Source organism: Paenibacillus sp. FSL R5-0490 (assembly GCF_001956215.1).
Classification (GTDB): domain Bacteria; phylum Bacillota; class Bacilli; order Bacillales; family Cytobacillaceae; genus Cytobacillus.
In genome coordinates this window covers 61800-78926 of sequence record NZ_MRTQ01000008.1, presented here as the reverse complement: position 1 = coordinate 78926, position 17127 = coordinate 61800, and the positions used below count along the sequence as shown (strand labels likewise).

General features: G+C 45.4%; 14 protein-coding genes and 1 other RNA gene. 12 read left to right on the top strand and 3 right to left on the bottom strand.

The features are described 5' to 3' along the window. Window positions 1-4: 4 nt before the first annotated feature. On the bottom strand, window positions 5-511 hold the full coding sequence (locus tag BK139_RS08265; protein ID WP_076257875.1) for a helical membrane plugin domain-containing protein: 507 nt from the start codon (window positions 509-511) through the stop codon (window positions 5-7). Beyond that, on the bottom strand, window positions 486-3476 hold the full coding sequence (gene fdhF / locus BK139_RS08260) for a formate dehydrogenase subunit alpha (RefSeq protein ID WP_076257874.1): 2991 nt from the start codon (window positions 3474-3476) through the stop codon (window positions 486-488). The genes BK139_RS08265 and fdhF overlap by 26 nt, the downstream gene beginning before the upstream one ends. A 215-nt stretch (window positions 3477-3691) precedes the next feature. Here fdhF and ssrS point away from each other — a divergent pair. From ssrS to BK139_RS08245, 4 genes are all read left to right on the top strand, one after another. Continuing rightward, window positions 3692-3888, top strand: a non-coding RNA gene (gene ssrS, locus BK139_RS08255) — 6S RNA. A 105-nt stretch (window positions 3889-3993) separates the two neighbouring features. Continuing rightward, complete coding sequence (locus BK139_RS23900) at window positions 3994-4134, top strand: hypothetical protein (RefSeq protein WP_175609081.1); 141 nt, start codon at window positions 3994-3996, stop codon at window positions 4132-4134. Between the two features lie 101 nt (window positions 4135-4235). After that, on the top strand, window positions 4236-5213 hold the full coding sequence (locus BK139_RS08250) for a ring-cleaving dioxygenase (RefSeq protein ID WP_076257873.1): 978 nt from the start codon (window positions 4236-4238) through the stop codon (window positions 5211-5213). Window positions 5214-5321: 108 nt separating this feature from the next. Beyond that, on the top strand, window positions 5322-6560 hold the full coding sequence (locus BK139_RS08245; protein ID WP_076257872.1) for an MFS transporter: 1239 nt from the start codon (window positions 5322-5324) through the stop codon (window positions 6558-6560). Between the two features lie 37 nt (window positions 6561-6597). On the opposite strand, the gene BK139_RS08240 is transcribed toward BK139_RS08245, so the two are convergent. After that, the gene (locus BK139_RS08240; protein WP_076257871.1) at window positions 6598-8250 is read right to left on the bottom strand and encodes a M14 family metallopeptidase; all 1653 of its coding nucleotides are present in this window, start codon (window positions 8248-8250) and stop codon (window positions 6598-6600) included. Window positions 8251-8593: 343 nt separating this feature from the next. On the opposite strand from BK139_RS08240, the gene BK139_RS08235 reads away from it, so the two are divergent. The 8 genes from BK139_RS08235 (at window position 8594) to BK139_RS08200 (ending at window position 17127) form a co-directional block, all read left to right on the top strand. Beyond that, window positions 8594-9802 (top strand): acyl-CoA dehydrogenase family protein, encoded by a 1209-nt coding sequence (locus BK139_RS08235; RefSeq protein ID WP_076257870.1) that lies wholly within the window; start codon window positions 8594-8596, stop codon window positions 9800-9802. A gap of 13 nt (window positions 9803-9815) precedes the next feature. Further along, on the top strand, window positions 9816-10589 hold the full coding sequence (locus BK139_RS08230; protein WP_076257869.1) for an SDR family oxidoreductase: 774 nt from the start codon (window positions 9816-9818) through the stop codon (window positions 10587-10589). A 29-nt stretch (window positions 10590-10618) separates the two neighbouring features. Next, window positions 10619-12229 carry a long-chain-fatty-acid--CoA ligase gene (locus BK139_RS08225; RefSeq protein WP_076257868.1) on the top strand — a complete coding sequence of 537 codons (1611 nt, stop codon included), beginning with the start codon at window positions 10619-10621 and terminating at the stop codon, window positions 12227-12229. Between the two features lie 53 nt (window positions 12230-12282). Beyond that, complete coding sequence (locus tag BK139_RS08220; RefSeq protein WP_076257867.1) at window positions 12283-12846, top strand: TetR/AcrR family transcriptional regulator; 564 nt, start codon at window positions 12283-12285, stop codon at window positions 12844-12846. A 71-nt stretch (window positions 12847-12917) separates the two neighbouring features. Next, the gene (locus tag BK139_RS08215; protein ID WP_076257866.1) at window positions 12918-13802 is read left to right on the top strand and encodes a 3-hydroxyacyl-CoA dehydrogenase family protein; all 885 of its coding nucleotides are present in this window, start codon (window positions 12918-12920) and stop codon (window positions 13800-13802) included. 11 nt (window positions 13803-13813) lie between these two features. After that, window positions 13814-14215 (top strand): acyl-CoA thioesterase, encoded by a 402-nt coding sequence (locus BK139_RS08210; protein WP_076257865.1) that lies wholly within the window; start codon window positions 13814-13816, stop codon window positions 14213-14215. A gap of 29 nt (window positions 14216-14244) precedes the next feature. Next, window positions 14245-15318, top strand: a complete 1074-nt coding sequence (locus tag BK139_RS08205; RefSeq protein WP_175609080.1) for a phosphotransferase family protein — start codon at window positions 14245-14247, stop codon at window positions 15316-15318. A 33-nt stretch (window positions 15319-15351) separates the two neighbouring features. Beyond that, the gene (locus BK139_RS08200; protein WP_076257864.1) at window positions 15352-17127 is read left to right on the top strand and encodes an acyl-CoA dehydrogenase family protein; all 1776 of its coding nucleotides are present in this window, start codon (window positions 15352-15354) and stop codon (window positions 17125-17127) included.

Sequence of the window (17127 nt, the reverse complement as noted above, 5' to 3'; positions counted from 1 at the left end):
AAAATCACTCTCCTGTTTTATAATGACTGTGCTCTTTGCCCATTTCCCTGCCCATTCCTTTGAGAAAACCAAGCATAGAATTCATGGCCAGATTAATGTCAGGATCACGCAGGGCTTTCATAAGCCCGAGCACACCGGTCTTTTCATTTCTTTTCATCACTTCTGCTGATTCATCAAGGCCTTTCGTGACAGCACTCATCATGATATTCATCTGCTGGGGATCGAGGGAGCCCAGAAAATCGACGGTATTAAAACCGTTGCGGATGATATTGTGCATGTTCGGCTGGTTAACCTGGTCAATCGCAATGGCAGCCACTTTTTCTTTTGAATGCAGAAATCCCTGGATAATATCAAGTATCCCAGATTTTTGCAGCTGACCGATGATATCGATGGCACTTGCGATGGCCTCACGATTCTGGCTGAGCTGCGTTAAAAGACCTGCTATATCCTGTGCCTGCTCTTCCTCGGCAGAAGGCTGAACCAGTTCAATTTGCTTGATCGCTTTCGCCATCGTAGATACCCTCCTTTTTCAGCATTTCCGGAATGGAGATGAAGTCGTCCCGGCTCCACTTTTTCTCTGTTTCGACGCCAATATGCGGCTGCGGGCTGCCAAACCGGAAGTTATGATGAGGAAGCGGTGATTCGCCGTCCCGTTCCAGCACTTCCATTTTCACCTGCATTTCCTTGTAGTTAGGTGTATGCGTAATTTTGTCATGATAGCTGCTGGTCAGCTTGTTGACTGCTCCCATTCCTTCAGTTGTATGCATCGGCAAATACAGTTCTTTTCCCTTCACCTGATCTGTCACCCAGACTTTTACTTTGACATGGCCGTAAGGGGAGGTGAGTCGCACAAGACTGCCGGTTTTGATGTTCCGCTCGTCCGCCAGTTCAGGAGAAACCTCCAGCCAAAGCTCCGGCACCTTATAGGAAATTCCTTCGGATTGATAGGTCATATTGCCTTCATGGAAATGCTCCAGGATTCTTCCATTGTTCAAATGAAGGTCATATTCCTCTCCGGCTTCATAAGGAGGAGTCCAATCCACAGTAATTAAGCGGGCTTTACCATCCGGAAAATGAAATTGATCCTTGTAGAGTAAAGGTGTATCCGTTCCATCCGGAGCAACAGGCCAAACAAGGCTTTCCCAGTTTTCAAGCCGCTTGTAGCTGACACCGGCAAAAACAGGCGAAAGCTCAGCGGCTTCATCCATAATTTCACCTGGATCGTTATAATGCCAGTTTGCCCCAAGCTTGTTGGCAAGCTCCTGAAAGATGAGCCAATCCGGTTTACTGTCCCCGAGCGGCTCGAAAACTTTATTAAATCGCTGGATCCGCCGCTCAGTATTCGTGAAGGTGCCGTCTTTTTCAAGGCTTGGCGCTGCAGGCAGAATCACATCCGCAAATTGGGCCGTCTTGGAAAAGAAAATATCCTGCACGACAAAGAAATCCAGTTTTTCAAAGGCTTCGTGAACATAATTGATATTCGAATCCACAAGGCCCATTTCTTCGCCAAAAAGATACATTGCCTTTACTTTGCCAGCCTGGATGGCTTCTACAATCTGATGATTGTTTAGACCAGGATTTTTAGGGAGTTCTGTGCCCCAGGCTTGTTCAAAGCGGGTGCGTATTTGGTCATTTTCTATTGGCTGATATCCCGGAAGCCAGGTAGGCATTGTCCCGAAATCACTCGCACCCTGCACGTTATTGTGGCCGCGCAGAGGATAGGCGCCCGCACCCGGCTTGCCAAAATTGCCTGTAACTAAAAGCAGGTTGCAAATCGCGGTGCTTGTATCCGTGCCGCCTAAGTGCTGGGTAACACCCATGGCCCATAAAATGCATGTGCCTTTAGCATCATGAATCATTTCAGCCATTTTGATCAGTGTTTCTTTTGCGATCCCGGTTGTTTCTTCCGCATAATCCATCGTGAATTTTTCAAGGGACTTTTTGTATTCATCCACTTGATTCACACGCGTGTTAAGAAATTCACGGTCTTCCCAGCCCTGGTCAAAAAAGTATTTCGTTACAGCTGAAAGCCATACAAGATCCGTGCCCGGTTTCGGATGGATATGCAAATCAGCCCGGTCCGCCAGATCATTTTTCCGAAGGTCGGCAACAATCAGCTTCTGGTCAGCCAATTTATGTGCCCGTTTAATTCGGGTTGCGAGAACAGGATGTGATTCTGCCGGGTTCGCACCGACAACAATGATTAATTCAGAGCTTGCAATATCCTTCATCGTACCGGAGTCCCCGCCAATGCCGACTGTGCGGATAAGACCCATGGAGGCAGGTGTCTGACAGTATCTGGAACAATTATCAATATTATTCGTTTTAAAAATAGCCCTGGCCAGCTTCTGGAACAGATAGTTTTCTTCGTTGGAACACTTGGAAGATGCAATAAAGCCGAGGGCATCCGGCCCATTTTCTTCTTTTATGCCAGTGAATTTCTCGGCAATCAAAGAGAGGGCCTCATCCCATGTCGCTTCATAAAATTTTTCGCCCTTTCTGATTAGGGGCTTGGTGAGGCGCTGTTTGCTGTTTACAAAGCTCCAGCCGAATTTTCCTTTTACACAAGTTGAAATCCCATTAACAGGGGCTTCAGGTGACGGCTGGATTTTGAGAATTTCCCGGTCTTTCGTCCAAACCTCGAAGCTGCAGCCGACTCCGCAATACGTACAGACCGTTTTAGTGCGCTTAATACGCGCTTCCCGCATCGCCGCCTCTACATTGGATATCGCAAAAATCTCTTTATAGCCTGGCTCAACTTCTTTTGTTAAATCAATCATCGGCTCAAGAAGCGGCTTTGGAATATTCGTAAGGTAGCCGGCTTTGCCGAGCATCGATTTCTCCATTAATGCATTGCATGGGCACACCGTCACACAATGTCCGCAGGATACGCAGGAAGATTCATTAATAGGCACATCATTATCCCAAATCACGCGCGGCTGCTCCCGGTCCCAGGCGATACTCAGCACTTCGCTCACCTGCAGATCCTGGCACGCCTCCACACAAAGACCGCAAAGGATACACTGATCCGGTTCATACCGGTAAAAGGGGTTTGAATTATCCTGAGGGTAGGGCTTTGGCTTAAAATCATACTTCTGATGCTCAATCTTAAAATGCTCCGCTGTATTATGCACCACACAGTTTCCATTATTGTTATCGCAAACCGTGCAGTATAGCTCATGATTTTTTAATATGCGGGACATTCCTTCAAGCTGTGCTTCCTTTGCCAGCTCGGACACCGAACTTACTTTTAGATTCGGCTCGGCTTTAGTCGAACAGGACCTTTTCAGTTCGCCATCAATCTCCACGTAACAGGTATCGCACGTCTGAATGACGCCAACCCCTAAATCCGGCTGGGAAGAACAAATCCCCGGGAGAAAGTGGTTATGATCCCGCGCCGCCTCAAAAATCGACTGTCCCGGCTTTGCTTGAATTTCTTTTTCATCCAGGTAAAAAGTGAATTTTCCACCGTCCATACTACACCACCGCCTATTCATTCGTTCTATTTAAAAAGTATTTGTTAAAAGAGGGAAATGTATTACAAAATGGGCTGAATTGGCAGGGGGGAAAACTGAGGAGAGAAATGGATGCTAATGAAGAGCGCTTATTTTCTTGGTAAACCATTTTTCGTACTTTAAAAAAGCCTGAGCATGCCCATTGAAAAATCCGCCGGCATCCGTTAATATAGTAATACAAGCTGCATTGTTCGTAATCATAATAAAGTTTTAACCTTTAAGCTGTAATAGGGAGTTTTACATTGAAACGGGAATGACAAGCCTCCGTCTATATGACAAGGAGGACAGGCAGGAATGTTTCTGCGAACACCCACTTTGAGGAGTGGTGGTTTAAAACTTTCTTATCATTATTTACGGCAATGGCGGCTGTACATACTGTAATCAAACCAGTTCCCAATGGGAGCTGGTTTTTTTGCGTTTAGAAACTGAAATTCTGGTTAAACCAAGATAAACGACACAAGAACAGGAGATGGAATAAATGAAGGAAGTTACGGAAAAAAGATATTGTGAAGTCTGCGGAAAAGAAACAGTCCATATCGCCAGGGAAGATGCACTTGAAATTGAGTACATCTGCAAGGAATGTAATCATGAAGAAGACATTATTAAATCCTTTTTCTAGTACCCCGGGTAATGTTGACACCAGCAATATGCCGTGATAAAGTAAAATTATCTCGAATTAAAGATATTTTATTTTAAGATAACAAAGGGGAGGAAGTACACTTGAATCAATTAAAAGGTATTCACCATGTTACAGCCATCACCAGCAGTGCGGAAAAAAATTATGAGTTTTTCACATATACATTAGGAATGCGTTTAGTAAAGAAGACCGTCAATCAGGATGACATTCAAACCTATCACTTATTTTTTGCAGATGATACAGGAAGTCCTGGAACGGATATGACGTTTTTTGATTTTCCCGGTATTCCGAAGGGCTCTCACGGAACAGATGAAATATCAAAAACGTCCTTCCGGGTTCCGGCAGATGAAGCGCTCGATTATTGGGTAAAGCGATTTGACCGCTTAAAGGTTCCCCATTCCGGCATTCAGGAGCAGTTCGGCAAGAAGACTCTGTCATTCACAGATTTTGATGATCAAAAATACCAATTGATCTCTGATGAAGCCAATAAAGGAGTACCTTCAGGAACACCATGGCAAAAAGGGCCAATCCCGCTGGAGTACGCGATCACCGGTCTGGGGCCGCTTTTTGTAAGGGTGGCTCAATTTGATTACTTCAAAGAAATGATGGAAAAAGTGCTTCACTTTAAGGAAATCGCTCAAGAAGGAGATTTCCACTTATTCGAAGTAGGTGAAGGAGGGAATGGTGCACAGGTTGTTGTGGAATATAATCCATCTCTTCCGCAGGCTCGCCAGGGCTACGGAACCGTTCATCATGCTGCATTCCGTGTCGAAGATAAATCGGTTTTAGAGGAATGGGATCAGCATTTGAGAGGCTTTGGTTTCCAGACTTCAGGTTTTGTCGACCGTTTCTTCTTCGGTTCTTTATATTCCCGGGTTGCTCCGCAGATTTTATTTGAATTCGCAACGGATGGACCTGGTTTCATGGGTGACGAGCCTTATGAAACACTTGGGGAAAAGCTGTCACTGCCGCCATTCCTCGAGCCGAAAAGGGCCCAGATCGAAAGCTATGTCCGTCCGATCGATACAGTAAGAAGCACGAAGGATCTTGTGAAAGAATAACCAGGCCAAAGGCATCTGTCAGTCCATTGCTTTAACGCTGTGGAGGACAGATGCCTTTTTTTAGGGTATAATGGAGGGTATTCATTAAAAATGTAGGAGCAGAGAGCAGTGGAGAAACATAACAGCAAATACAGGTGGCTCGTCTTTGGCGCGGTTTTATTTGCATACTTTTTGATCGTGAGCCAAAGAACTGCCCCTGGTTTAATTACAGATCAATTAATGAAGGAATTCGGCGTGACTGCTGCGGCCATTGGGCTTCTGACAAGCATCCAATTTTTCGCCTATGCCAGTCTGCAGGTTCCGATTGGAATATTATCCGACCGTTTCGGCCCTAATGTATTTTTAATCACCGGGACCCTTCTGAATGGGATAGGGACGTTATTATTCAGCTTTGCCGCGAATGAATACGTTCTTTTCGCAGCAAGGATGCTGGTTGGTATAGGTGATGCAACGATTTGGATAAATGTTGTCATCATTTTAGGCAGATGGTTTAAGGTTAATGAATTCGTGAAGCTGCTTGGCTTTGCGGGCATGTCCGGAAGCTTTGGCTTTTTGCTCGCGACTGTGCCATTTTCCATTTGGATTTCCATATTGGGCTGGCGCATCCCGTTTCTGGCCGTAGGGATTATTTTGACCATTCTTGCCGTATTGCTGTATATCATTTTAATCTGGCAGCCTTCACGAATGGGCATAGAGCCTAAAAAAACGAAAGGTAAAAAAGAGCCAAAAGAAAAAACAGCAAGCATATTAAAAAGAATTTTTTCTGACCGCCAGGCATGGGCCACGTTCTTCTGTCATTTTGGCCTGGTCGGCACTTATGTAGGCTTCATCGGCTCGTGGGCTGTTCCGTATGGCATGGATATGTATGATCTGAGCCGTTCCGATTCCAGCCAGCTTGTCATGATCGGATTGTTTGGTGCCATCATTGGTGCTCCGTTAATGAGCTTTATATCAGGCCGGATGGGCAGCATCAAACGTCCTTATCTTTTTGCCCACTCCGTCGCCGTCCTTGGATGGGCAACTTTTCTGTTATTTCAGGGTAAGCCTCCATATCCGCTCCTGATTGTCCTTTTCCTGATCATGGGCTATGGAAATGGAGCAAGTACGCTGACGTTCGCGCTTGTCAGAAAATCATTTGACATTCGGGACGTGGGTGTCGTTTCAGGATTTGCCAACACCGGCGGTTTCCTTAGCGCAGTTCTTCTGCCATTTATCTTCGGAAAAGTTTTGGATACATTTGAAGCAGGCTACCAGTACGGATTTATTATACCGGTCATCTTCTCACTGATGGGATTGATGGGCGCAGGGTTAATAAAGGAAAAAGTACGCGCACGGGCTGCAAATTAATAAGGAGGCTGACACCTTGAGTCAGCCTCCTTATTCTTTATTTCATAAACGGTTTCATATTTGATTTCTTAGGATCAATGGTGAAACGGTAAATCGGCAATTCCTGCCCAACTTCCGAAGGAACATAGCCAAAGGTGGTATAACTGTCTACAGATTCAGGCTCAAGCGACAGGGAAAGCAGATTGGATTGAGGCTGAGCGGTCAGAAATACATAAGTTCCTTTCGGGAAGGTAATGTCCTTCTTAGTCAGCTCTGTTTCAACTTCTGCAAGGTCCCTGCCTTCATAACTACCTGAATTTTCCTTAGAGGTAACTGTAAAGGCTTCAGCTGGAAGGCTTACATTTCTCGGAAGCTTAAAGCCTTTTAAACCTTGAGTTTTTAATTTTTCCGCAACATCCTCATGACCAGGTTTAATCAAATAGGCAGTTGGTCTGTCTCTTACCAATGTTGGTTCAGCATCTGTAGCACTTAAGTATTTAACAGGAATATCCTGAACAGTGCCCGTTGCGATGTCTACCATTTCAAGAGTTTCATTCTCCAGTTCTTTGTTTTCGCTGTCAATGATGATTGGGTCGTTGTCATTTGGCAGTAAGCCTTTTTTGATCAGGTTTAGTCTTTCAAATGCGACCAGATTTTTAATTTGTCTTGCATGACTGGCTGTTTGCTTAAGAATGCTCTCATGTGTGGCAATTTGGGCATTCACTCTGCGCTTAAAATCCTCACGTCCAATGCCAATTCCTCTGCTTTCTACAAGGAAGGAGAATGCAGGCTGAAGTCCAAATGCATTCCGGCCAATTCTTGGTTCAGTGGAGCCCTCGATAATTTCAATTTCACCCTGGTCATCCAGGCCGGCAGTATAGTAAATTTCCGCGGATATGCCATTATTCTCAAGCTCTTCCATGGTTGGTCCGACAAATAAACTGTCAGATGCCTGACGGATTTTTTCCGGGATATTGAGGTTTCGGCCTGACTGGATCAGAATATCGTGGTACTTCAAAGCACCCTGTTCTCCAACTTGATTAAATGCGCTGCTGTAAACGGAATATTCATGAGCATCAATCACAACTTCAGGTGAATACTTATTGAATTCCTTATGAATGGCCTGGACCTCAGGTGATTCAAGTTTGATGTGATCGCGGTTACCGTCAAGGCCGTTGGCAAGCTGTCGCTTAAAATCAAAGGAGCCATCAGGATTTACCCTTGGAATCACGATAATATTGATATCATCCAGCAGCTCTTTGCCTAAATCACCTGTAAGCCTATTAGCCAGGGCCAGGATGGATTCACCGCTGGCAGGTTCGTTTCCATGGATCTGGCTCTGAACCCATACAATCGGCTTTTTTGATAAATAGCCTGATCTGATCTGCTTGTCCTTTGTGAAATAAAGGGCTGGTATGTCACGGCCTTCCTGAGAAGTTCCGATTGTTTTCACAGTGAGGTAAGGACTTTTGGCTTCGAGCTGTTTTATGTAAGACATCATTTCTTCTTGAGAAGTAAATGCTGCTTCACCTTCCCTTGAAAAGGCAGGAGTATTGTCCTTTACCTCAATGGCTGGAAAAAGGTGTCTGATTTGTTCAGGCTGGCTGTATGATTTCCCGTAGTAGGGGGTTTCAGCCTGTACGGCGGGTGCAGCCAGCATGGCTACAGACAGAATCACCGGAATGGTTCGTTTCTTTATTGATTTTTTCATAGGCTAAGTTCCTCCTCTTCTAATTTCAAATCAATAATAGAGTAAGAGTGTTTTAGGTGTCAAAAAATTTAGAATAGTAAAAATTGAGGAGTTTAAAGTTGAATTTCTTTAAAAAGAATTAATTATAGGTGCATAGTTCTAAGATGATTCGGGGAGCGAAATAGAATAATAGGTAACTAGCAAAAATTCCCTATTTTCTTTCTCTATAAAAACAGTGCTTAGGATGTGGCAATGGAATAGCAAAAAAATAAATTTTCTGAAAACAAGTTGATTATTTTTCGATATTGTTTATACTAAATTTGTAACATACCGACCGGTCAGTTAGTGGAGGAGGGACAGGACTTTGGATTTCTCATACTCACCAAAAGTGCAGCATCTCATAAGGAAGTTAAATGTGTTTATGGAAGAAAACGTTTATCCGAACGAAGCTTTATATGAACAGCAATTGAATGAACAGGAAAATCGATGGAGTGCTATACCGCCGATTATGGAGGAGCTGAAACTCAAGGCGAGAGAAGCGGGGTTATGGAATCTATTTTTGCCGGATAGCGACTATAGCGCAGGTCTCACGAATGTAGAATATGCGCCGCTTTGCGAAATTATGGGTCGCTCCATGATTGCACCGGAAATCTTCAACTGTAATGCACCTGATACCGGCAACATGGAGGTGCTTGCAAGATATGGCACTGATCGGCAGAAGAATGATTGGTTAAAGCCGCTTTTAGAAGGGGACATCCGATCCTGCTTTTCGATGACAGAGCCGGATGTGGCCTCCTCTGATGCCACAAATATTGAAGCGCGGATTGAAAAACAAGGTACGGAGTATGTCATCAATGGACGGAAGTGGTGGTCCTCAGGTGCAGGAGATCCGAGGTGCCGGATAGCGATTGTTATGGGAAAAAGCGATCCGGACGCAAGCCGTCATGAACAGCAATCGATGATTCTCGTGCCGATGGATACCCCCGGAGTAAAAATAGAGAGGATGCTTCCGGTGTTTGGCTATGATCACGCTCCCCATGGCCATGCTGAAATTACATACGACAATGTCAGAGTTCCTGCTGAAAATATCATTTGGGGTGAAGGGAAAGGGTTCGCCATTGCACAGGGCAGGCTTGGTCCGGGGCGCATCCATCATTGCATGAGGCTGATCGGGGCAGCAGAGCGCGCTCTTGAGGAATTATGTAAGCGTGTACAAAACCGAACTGCTTTTGGCCAAACGCTCGCAAGCCAGGGTGTCATCCGTGAATGGATAGCCGATTCCCGGATTGAAATTGAGCAGGCAAGACTATTAACGCTTAAAGCGGCACATATGATGGATACAGCCGGCAACAAAGTGGCAAAAACCGAGATTGCTATGATCAAGGTTGTGGCGCCATCTATGGCCCTTAAGGTGATTGATCGGGCAATCCAGGCGTTTGGAGCAGCAGGAGTGAGTGAGGATGTTCCGCTTGCTGCATTGTGGGCAAATGCCAGAACGCTGAGATTGGCAGACGGTCCTGATGAAGTCCACCGGGCACAGATTGCTAAGCTTGAATTGAAAAAATACCAATAGGAGCTGAAAAATCATGAAGGTAATGGAGCTATTTGACCTAACCGGAAAGACTGCACTCATAACCGGCGGAGGGCGAGGGCTGGGTGCCCAGATTGCCGAAGGATTAGCCGAGGCAGGTGCAAATGTTGTGCTTTGTTCAAGAAAGGTGGAGGCATGTCAGGAAACCGCTGACCGCCTTGCAGCACTGGGTGTGAAAACATTAGCGCTTTCCTGTGACATCAGCAAGCAGGAGGATGTCCGTAAAGTGGTCGAAAAGACGGTTCAGGAATTTGGAGCTATTGATATTCTTGTCAATAACAGCGGGGCTACCTGGGGAGCTCCCGCCGAGGAGATGCCGCTTGAAGCATGGCAAAAAGTCATCAATGTAAATGTGACTGGGACGTTTTTAATGAGTCAGGCTGCAGGCAAGGTCATGATCGAACAGGGATCAGGAAAAATCATTAATATTGCCTCTGTTGCCGGACTTGGCGGCACGGATCCCCGAGTGATGGATACGATCGGCTATAACACCAGCAAAGGGGCAGTCATTACGATGACAAAGGACCTGGCTGTAAAATGGGGCAGGTATGGCATCAATGTGAATGCCATTGCACCAGGTTTTTTCCCTACAAAAATGTCATCGGCGATTATGGAGCAGGGACGTAACCCCATTCTGGATGCAACACCGCTCAGGCGCTTCGGCTCTGATGATGATTTGAAAGGCGCCGCATTGTTCCTGGCTTCCAATGCTTCAAATTATGTGACCGGAGGCGTCTTAATCGTCGATGGCGGCACTCATGCAATGTAAAACGGCAAATTATGTTGGAGGGATTTCAAATGAGCGATAAAAAAACCTGGCATGCACACTATCCAGAATCCATTGCAGCTGAAGTAACCATTCCAAGTAAGTCGATGCCTGAGATGCTTCAGGAAGTGACAGCGATGTATCCGCAGAATATGGCACTATCTTTTTATGGACAAAAGATGAATTACGCAGAACTTCAAAAAGCAGTCTTTGGATTTGCCGCATCCCTGCAGAAAAATGGGGTTCAAAAAGGCGACCGTGTTGCCATCATGCTTCCAAATTGCCCGCAATATGTGATTGCTTATTATGGAATACTTGCAGCAGGCGCGATTGTGACTCAAGTAAACCCGATGCTGGTTGAGCGCGAGATCGAGCATATCATGAATGACTCTGGTTCTGAAACTCTTGTCGTGTTTGATGCCCTGTATCCCCGGGTTAAGGGTGTTCAAGACAGAACGAAGGTTAGACATATAGTCATTGTCAGTCTGCAGCCAACAGAAGCAGATTTTTCACCTGACAAAACATTCGAAGGATTTATACAGGAAGGCAGTGGACAATACACCCCGGTCAACATTGAGCCCCAGCAGGATATTGCCGTCCTCCAATATACGGGAGGTACAACCGGACGGTCAAAAGGAGCCATGCTGACACATTACAACGTTCTCGCAAATGTGGTGCAGTCCTATGAATTTTTTAAAGATAGAACGGAAATAGGCGGGGAAAAATTCCTAACCGTCATTCCGCTGTTCCATGTTTTTGGCATGACTGCCTGCATGAACTTTGCCATTTATACGGCCAATGAATCGATTTTATTGCCGCGCTTTGATGTGGAGGAAGTGTTAAATACAATTAAAAATGAACAGCCATCTGTATTTCCCGGTGTTCCAACCATGTATGTGGCCATCACCAATCATCCGCATGCAGAGGAATATGGCATTGACAGCATTGAAACCTGCAATAGCGGCAGCGCGCCAATGCCTGTTGAACTTCTGCGCGATTTTGAAAAAAAGACGGGGGCACATATTCTCGAAGGCTATGGCTTATCAGAAGCTTCCCCGGTAACACACTGCAATCCGCCTTTTTCAGAAAGAAAGCCTGGAAGCGTTGGGATCGGCTTTCCTTCAACTGATTATAAAGTAGTCGATTTGGCCGCAGGTACTGAAGAGGTCCCGAATGGAGAACTGGGTGAGGTCATTATCAAGGGTCCCCAGATTATGAAAGGCTATTGGAATATGCCTGAGGAGACGGCCGTTACATTACGGGATGGGTGGCTCTACACCGGTGATATTGCGAGAATGGACGAAGATGGCTTTCTATACATTGTCGACCGCAAAAAAGATCTGATCATTGCCAGCGGCTATAATATTTATCCGCGCGATATTGAGGAAGTGCTCTATGAGCATCCTGCAATTCAGGAGGCTGTCGTCATTGGCGTCCCGGATCCTTACCGGGGTGAAACAGTTAAAGCTTTCGTCGTGCTGAAAGCCGGTAAAACGGCGACCGAAGAAGAAATCATTTCATACTGCAGGCAGAACCTGGCTGCCTATAAAATTCCATCGAGCGTAGAATTCAGAGAGGAGCTTCCAAAAACCAATGTCGGAAAAATCCTTCGAAGAGCTCTGAGGGATGAAGTCCGGAGTTAATCTTTTTGTGATATAATGCTGTCGATATTTTCTAACAGAAGCGGGGACTGACATTGAAAGAAAAAATTACTGAAAAGAGCATCCGGCTATTTGATCAGAAAGGTTTCAGCGAGACATCGATTCAGGATATCGTCGACAGCCTCGGTGTCACGAAAGGCACCTTTTATTACTATTTCTCGAGCAAAGAACAACTGCTGATGGACATCCATCTTCGCTACATAGATGAAATGCTGGCCAATCAGCAGGAAATCCTCGGGGAAGAGTCAAAATCCTGCAAAGACAAACTCCTTTCGATTGTCCAAATGCTGCTGGGCAATATCAAAACCCAGGGAGCCAGCGCAAAAGTCTTTTTCAGGGAAATGCGCAACCTTAGTGAAGAAAGCTTATCGGAAATCATTCCAAAAAGGGATCAGTTCAGGCTGAATATCGAAAAATTAATAGAAGAAGGCAAGCAGAACGGAGAGTTCCGTGCAAACCTCAACTCTCCGATTATCGCCTTTGGCATCTTAGGCGTCACCAACTGGAGCTACCAGTGGTTCAATCCGGAGGGAAGCGTATCCGACCGGGAAGTGGCAGAGATCTTTACGGAAATGATATTAAAGGGGATAGAGATGTAAAATAAGAGAGGAAGCCCCACAGCCTCTCGAATCAGTAACATACCAACCAGTCAGTATAAGGAGGATAAACGATGAATGCAAATGATGTTAAGCAAATTACTGTTATCGGTGCCGGACAAATGGGCCACCAGATTGGGATGCTCTGTGCACTGGGAGGCTATGAGACGATTATTCAGGATCTGAGTGAAGCCGCATTGCAGGATGCCGAGGCTAAGCTTCAGATGATTATGTCTAAATGGGTTGCCAAGGGAAAGCTTGCTGAAGTTGCGAAAGCCGCTGCTTTCGGGAGGCTTCGTTTCTCCAGCAGCGTTCAGGAAAGTGTCCGAAGCTCCGACTTAATCATTGAAGCCGTAACGGAAAAGCTTGATGTGAAAAAAGAGGTATTCAGAAAACTGGAAGAGTACGCCCCTCCTCATGCCATTTTTGCAACCAATAGCTCTACAATCGTTAATAGTTTAATAGCCGGTGAAACTGAGCGGCCTGAAAAAGTCGTAAATATGCATTTTTTCTTTCCGCCTCTTGTGATGGACTGTGTGGAAGTAGTCATGAGTGAACAGACGTCTGAAGAAACCGCACAAATAGCGATGGAAGTCTGTGAAAAGATTAATAGAACAGCCGTCCTTTTGAAAAAAGAAATTTCCGGCTTCGTCGCAAACCGGATTCTCGGTGCGCTCCAAAAAGAGGCAGTGGCTCTGTATGAACAGGGGATAGCCGACTATAAAGATATCGATATCATTTGCCGGAAAGCCTTGAACCACCCAATCGGCCCGTTTGAACTTATGGATTTATCCGGACTGGATGTGGCCTATTATGTAATGGATCAGCGCTATCGGGAGACAGGAGATCCTGCAGATAAGCCATTTGACTGTGTTGCCGAAAAAGTAGCAAAGGGAGAATTGGGGAGAAAGACAGGTAAGGGCTGGTATGAGTATTCTTCCAATAAGGTGAAGAGTTAAGGGGTGCCATCATGCATGAAATGCAGGTAACAGTAAGGTTTTGCGAAACTGATGCTCTTGGCCATATCAACAATACAAGTTATTTTATTTACCTTGAAGAAGCACGGGTAAAATATTTCGAGACACTTGGCTACAGCATGGATGTGAAAAAATGGAGTTTTATCCTTGCCTCCACTAAATGCGACTTTCTAAGCCAGGGATATTTTAACCAAATCCTTACCGTAAAGACCTGGGTATCCAGGATTGGCAGCAAAAGCTTTCAGCTCGATCATGAAATTGTCTGCAGCCAGACAGGCACTCATATTGCCAGAGGGAACGCCGTAATCGTCTATTTTAATTTCGCCAAACAGGAAAGTGCTGTTATACCTGATCTTCTTCGGGAAGGTCTAAATCAAAATGTAAGAGAAGCATAAATTAATTTTCCTATAAAAAGGAGGATCACATGCCGAAGCAAATGAGCCAGGATACCATTCCCGTTAGAAAAGGAGAGCAATTGAACACCGCTCCATTGGAAAAATTCCTGCGGAGCGAGATTGCTAATCTTCCAAATCAACCGCTTGAAATTCTTCAGTTCCATGCTGGGCACTCCAATCTTACCTATCAGCTGAAAATGGGAGAGTGGGAAGCCGTGCTGCGCCGGCCTCCGCTTGGACCTGTCGCAACGAAAGCTCATGACATGGCGAGGGAATTCAGGGTGATTTCTGAGATACATCCCTTTTTCAAAGAAGCCCCGAAGCCGCTTCTGTTTACCAATAATAGTGAAATCACGGGTGCACCATTTTTCATTATGGAACGGCGGCATGGAATTGTTTTAGATACTTCCTTCCCTGAAGGAATGGAACCGGACGAGGAAATTTGCAGAAGACTGTCTCAAATTATGGTTGATAAGCTGGCAGAACTTCATTCCATTGACTATAAAATGACAGGTCTAGCGGAAATCAGCAAACCAGATGGATTTATGGAAAGACAGGTGCATGGCTGGATTGGCCGGTATGATCGGGCGAAGACAGATGAAGTTTCTGAGGCGGATATGCTGAAAAAATGGCTGACCCATCATATCCCCGTAAGTCCTGAGCCCTCCATCATCCATTATGATTACAAGCTGAACAATGCAATGTTCAATGAGGGTTTAACAGAAATGACTGGCCTTTTCGACTGGGAGATGGCAACGGCAGGCGATCCGCTGGCAGATCTTGGGGCCGCGATGAGCTATTGGATTCAGGGAGACGATCCCGATCTGCTCAAGTTTGGAATAGGAAAACCCTCGGTAACCGTTCTTAGCGGTTTTTACTCCCGCAGAGAATTTATGGAGGCCTATGCCAAAAAGACCGGACGTGATCTCGGCAGCATGAATTTTTATTTAACATTTGCTTACTTCAAACTGGCCGTCATTTGCCAGCAAATCTATTACCGCTACAAAAAAGGCCAAACAGCAGATCCGCGTTTTTCACAATTCAATAGATTCGTTAAAGTACTCCTGAAACATGCTGTACAGGCGGCAGATGAAAAAATTTAAGATGAAGAGATGCTGAGGAGAGTGAATCCGTATATGGAAAAAGTAAACACAGCCAATCGCGGTGCGAGTTTTTTGTTCGCAAAGCTTAATCCTGAAACACTTTTCACACCCGAAGATTTTACAGATGAGCATATCTTAATCGGAAAAACGGCTAAACAATTTACTGAAAAAGTGGTTCACCCTGAAAAGGAACGGATCGAAAACCAGAATTTTGAGCTGGTTACGGATTTACTGAGGAAGGCGGGCGGACTTGGTCTGCTTGGCCATAGCATTCCCGAAAGATACGGCGGTCTGGGCCTGGATAAAATCAGCAAGGGGATCGTCGGAGAAAACATTGCCTCATCAGGCGGTTACGGGGTAGCCCACTCGAACCATACCTGCATTGCAACCCTGCCGATTACCTACTTCGGAACTCATGAGCAAAAAGAAAAGTATTTGCCGAAACTCGCATCAGGGGAGTACATAGGCGCTTACTGCCTGACAGAGCCGAACGCAGGATCTGATGCGCTTTCCTCTCAGACTACAGCCGTTTTGAATGAGGGTGGGACCCATTACATTTTAAATGGAACCAAAATTTATATTACGAACGCTGTCTTTTCCGATACATTCATTGTTTATGCCAAAGTGGACGGCCGGCATTTTACCGCATTTATCGTCGAACGGAACACACCGGGGCTATCCCTTGGCCCGGAAGAAAATAAAATGGGCATCAAAGGATCCTCAACGAGATCGGTCATTTTTGAGGATTGTCCTGTGCCAGCAGAAAATTTGCTTGGGGAAGTGGGTAAGGGACATATCATTGCTTTGAACGTTTTGAATTTGGGCCGTTTCAACTTAGGTTCAGCCTGCATGGGGGCAGCAAAAACCGGCTTGAAGAAAACACTCCAATTTACAGGGGAAAGAAAGCAGTTTGGGAAATCGATCGCTGATTTTCCGGCTACCAAGGAAAAAACGGCGAAGATGGCAGCCAGAATTTACGCCGCTGAATCACTGCAATACCGCACCGCAAGCCTGCTGGAGGAAGCATTGGGAGACATATATGAATCAACTGATTTAAAACTTATTGGAAAAAGAATGAGCGAATATGCCACGGAATGTGCGATCTGCAAGGTGTTTGGCTCGGAAACACTGGATTTTACGGCAGATGAAGCACTTCAGCTTCATGGAGGAGCGGGATTCATCAAGGAATACGGTGTGGAACAAATGTATCGGGATTCCCGTATAAACCGTATTTTTGAAGGTACAAATGAGATTAATAGATTGCTGATTCCTACTCATCTTTTCCGAAAAGCGCTGAAGGGTGAAATCGATTTAACAGCAAGAGTGGAGGAAGCGATTGTTCGCTTGAGCAAACCGGCACCAATCGGGCAGGCGATTTTTGAGAAAGAAAGAGCAGCAGTTGATACAATAAGAAACCTGTTCCTGCTGAATGCAGGACTCGCTTATGGAGCATTTGGCGATACCCTTGTTCATGAACAGGAAGCCCTAATGAAGCTTGCGGATCTCGCCATTGCCCTGTATGCAGCAGAATCAGCAGTTTATCGGACATATAAAGCCATTCAGAAAAATGGTGAAGAAAAAGAAGAATTGAAGATTCAGCTGACCAGGACTTTTCTGGAAGGTGAAATATGGGAATCTGAAAGGCTATCCCGCCAATTAGTGTCCGAATTTGCTTCAGATGAGAAAAAGGATGCGCTGATCGGATTAGTCATCCGGGAATGCAGCAGGTTCAGCTCCTTTGGGAAAGAAAGTGCAAGGAACCGGAGAATAGCTGAGCTTGTTTATGAAAAAGGCGAATATTGCTGCTAG

Excerpts from the sequence above, each read along its gene's own strand:
- BK139_RS08265 (WP_076257875.1), bottom strand. The coding sequence starts at position 511 with ATGGCGAAAGCGATCAAGCAAATTGAACTGGTTCAGCCTTCTGCCGAG.
- fdhF (WP_076257874.1), bottom strand. The coding sequence starts at position 3,476 with ATGGACGGTGGAAAATTCACTTTTTACCTGGATGAAAAAGAAATTCAA.
- BK139_RS23900 (WP_175609081.1), top strand. The coding sequence starts at position 3,994 with ATGAAGGAAGTTACGGAAAAAAGATATTGTGAAGTCTGCGGAAAAGAA.
- BK139_RS08240 (WP_076257871.1), bottom strand. The coding sequence starts at position 8,250 with ATGAAAAAATCAATAAAGAAACGAACCATTCCGGTGATTCTGTCTGTA.
- BK139_RS08230 (WP_076257869.1), top strand. The coding sequence starts at position 9,816 with ATGAAGGTAATGGAGCTATTTGACCTAACCGGAAAGACTGCACTCATA.
- BK139_RS08225 (WP_076257868.1), top strand. The coding sequence starts at position 10,619 with ATGAGCGATAAAAAAACCTGGCATGCACACTATCCAGAATCCATTGCA.
- BK139_RS08215 (WP_076257866.1), top strand. The coding sequence starts at position 12,918 with ATGAATGCAAATGATGTTAAGCAAATTACTGTTATCGGTGCCGGACAA.
- BK139_RS08210 (WP_076257865.1), top strand. The coding sequence starts at position 13,814 with ATGCATGAAATGCAGGTAACAGTAAGGTTTTGCGAAACTGATGCTCTT.
- BK139_RS08205 (WP_175609080.1), top strand. The coding sequence starts at position 14,245 with ATGCCGAAGCAAATGAGCCAGGATACCATTCCCGTTAGAAAAGGAGAG.
- BK139_RS08200 (WP_076257864.1), top strand. The coding sequence starts at position 15,352 with ATGGAAAAAGTAAACACAGCCAATCGCGGTGCGAGTTTTTTGTTCGCA.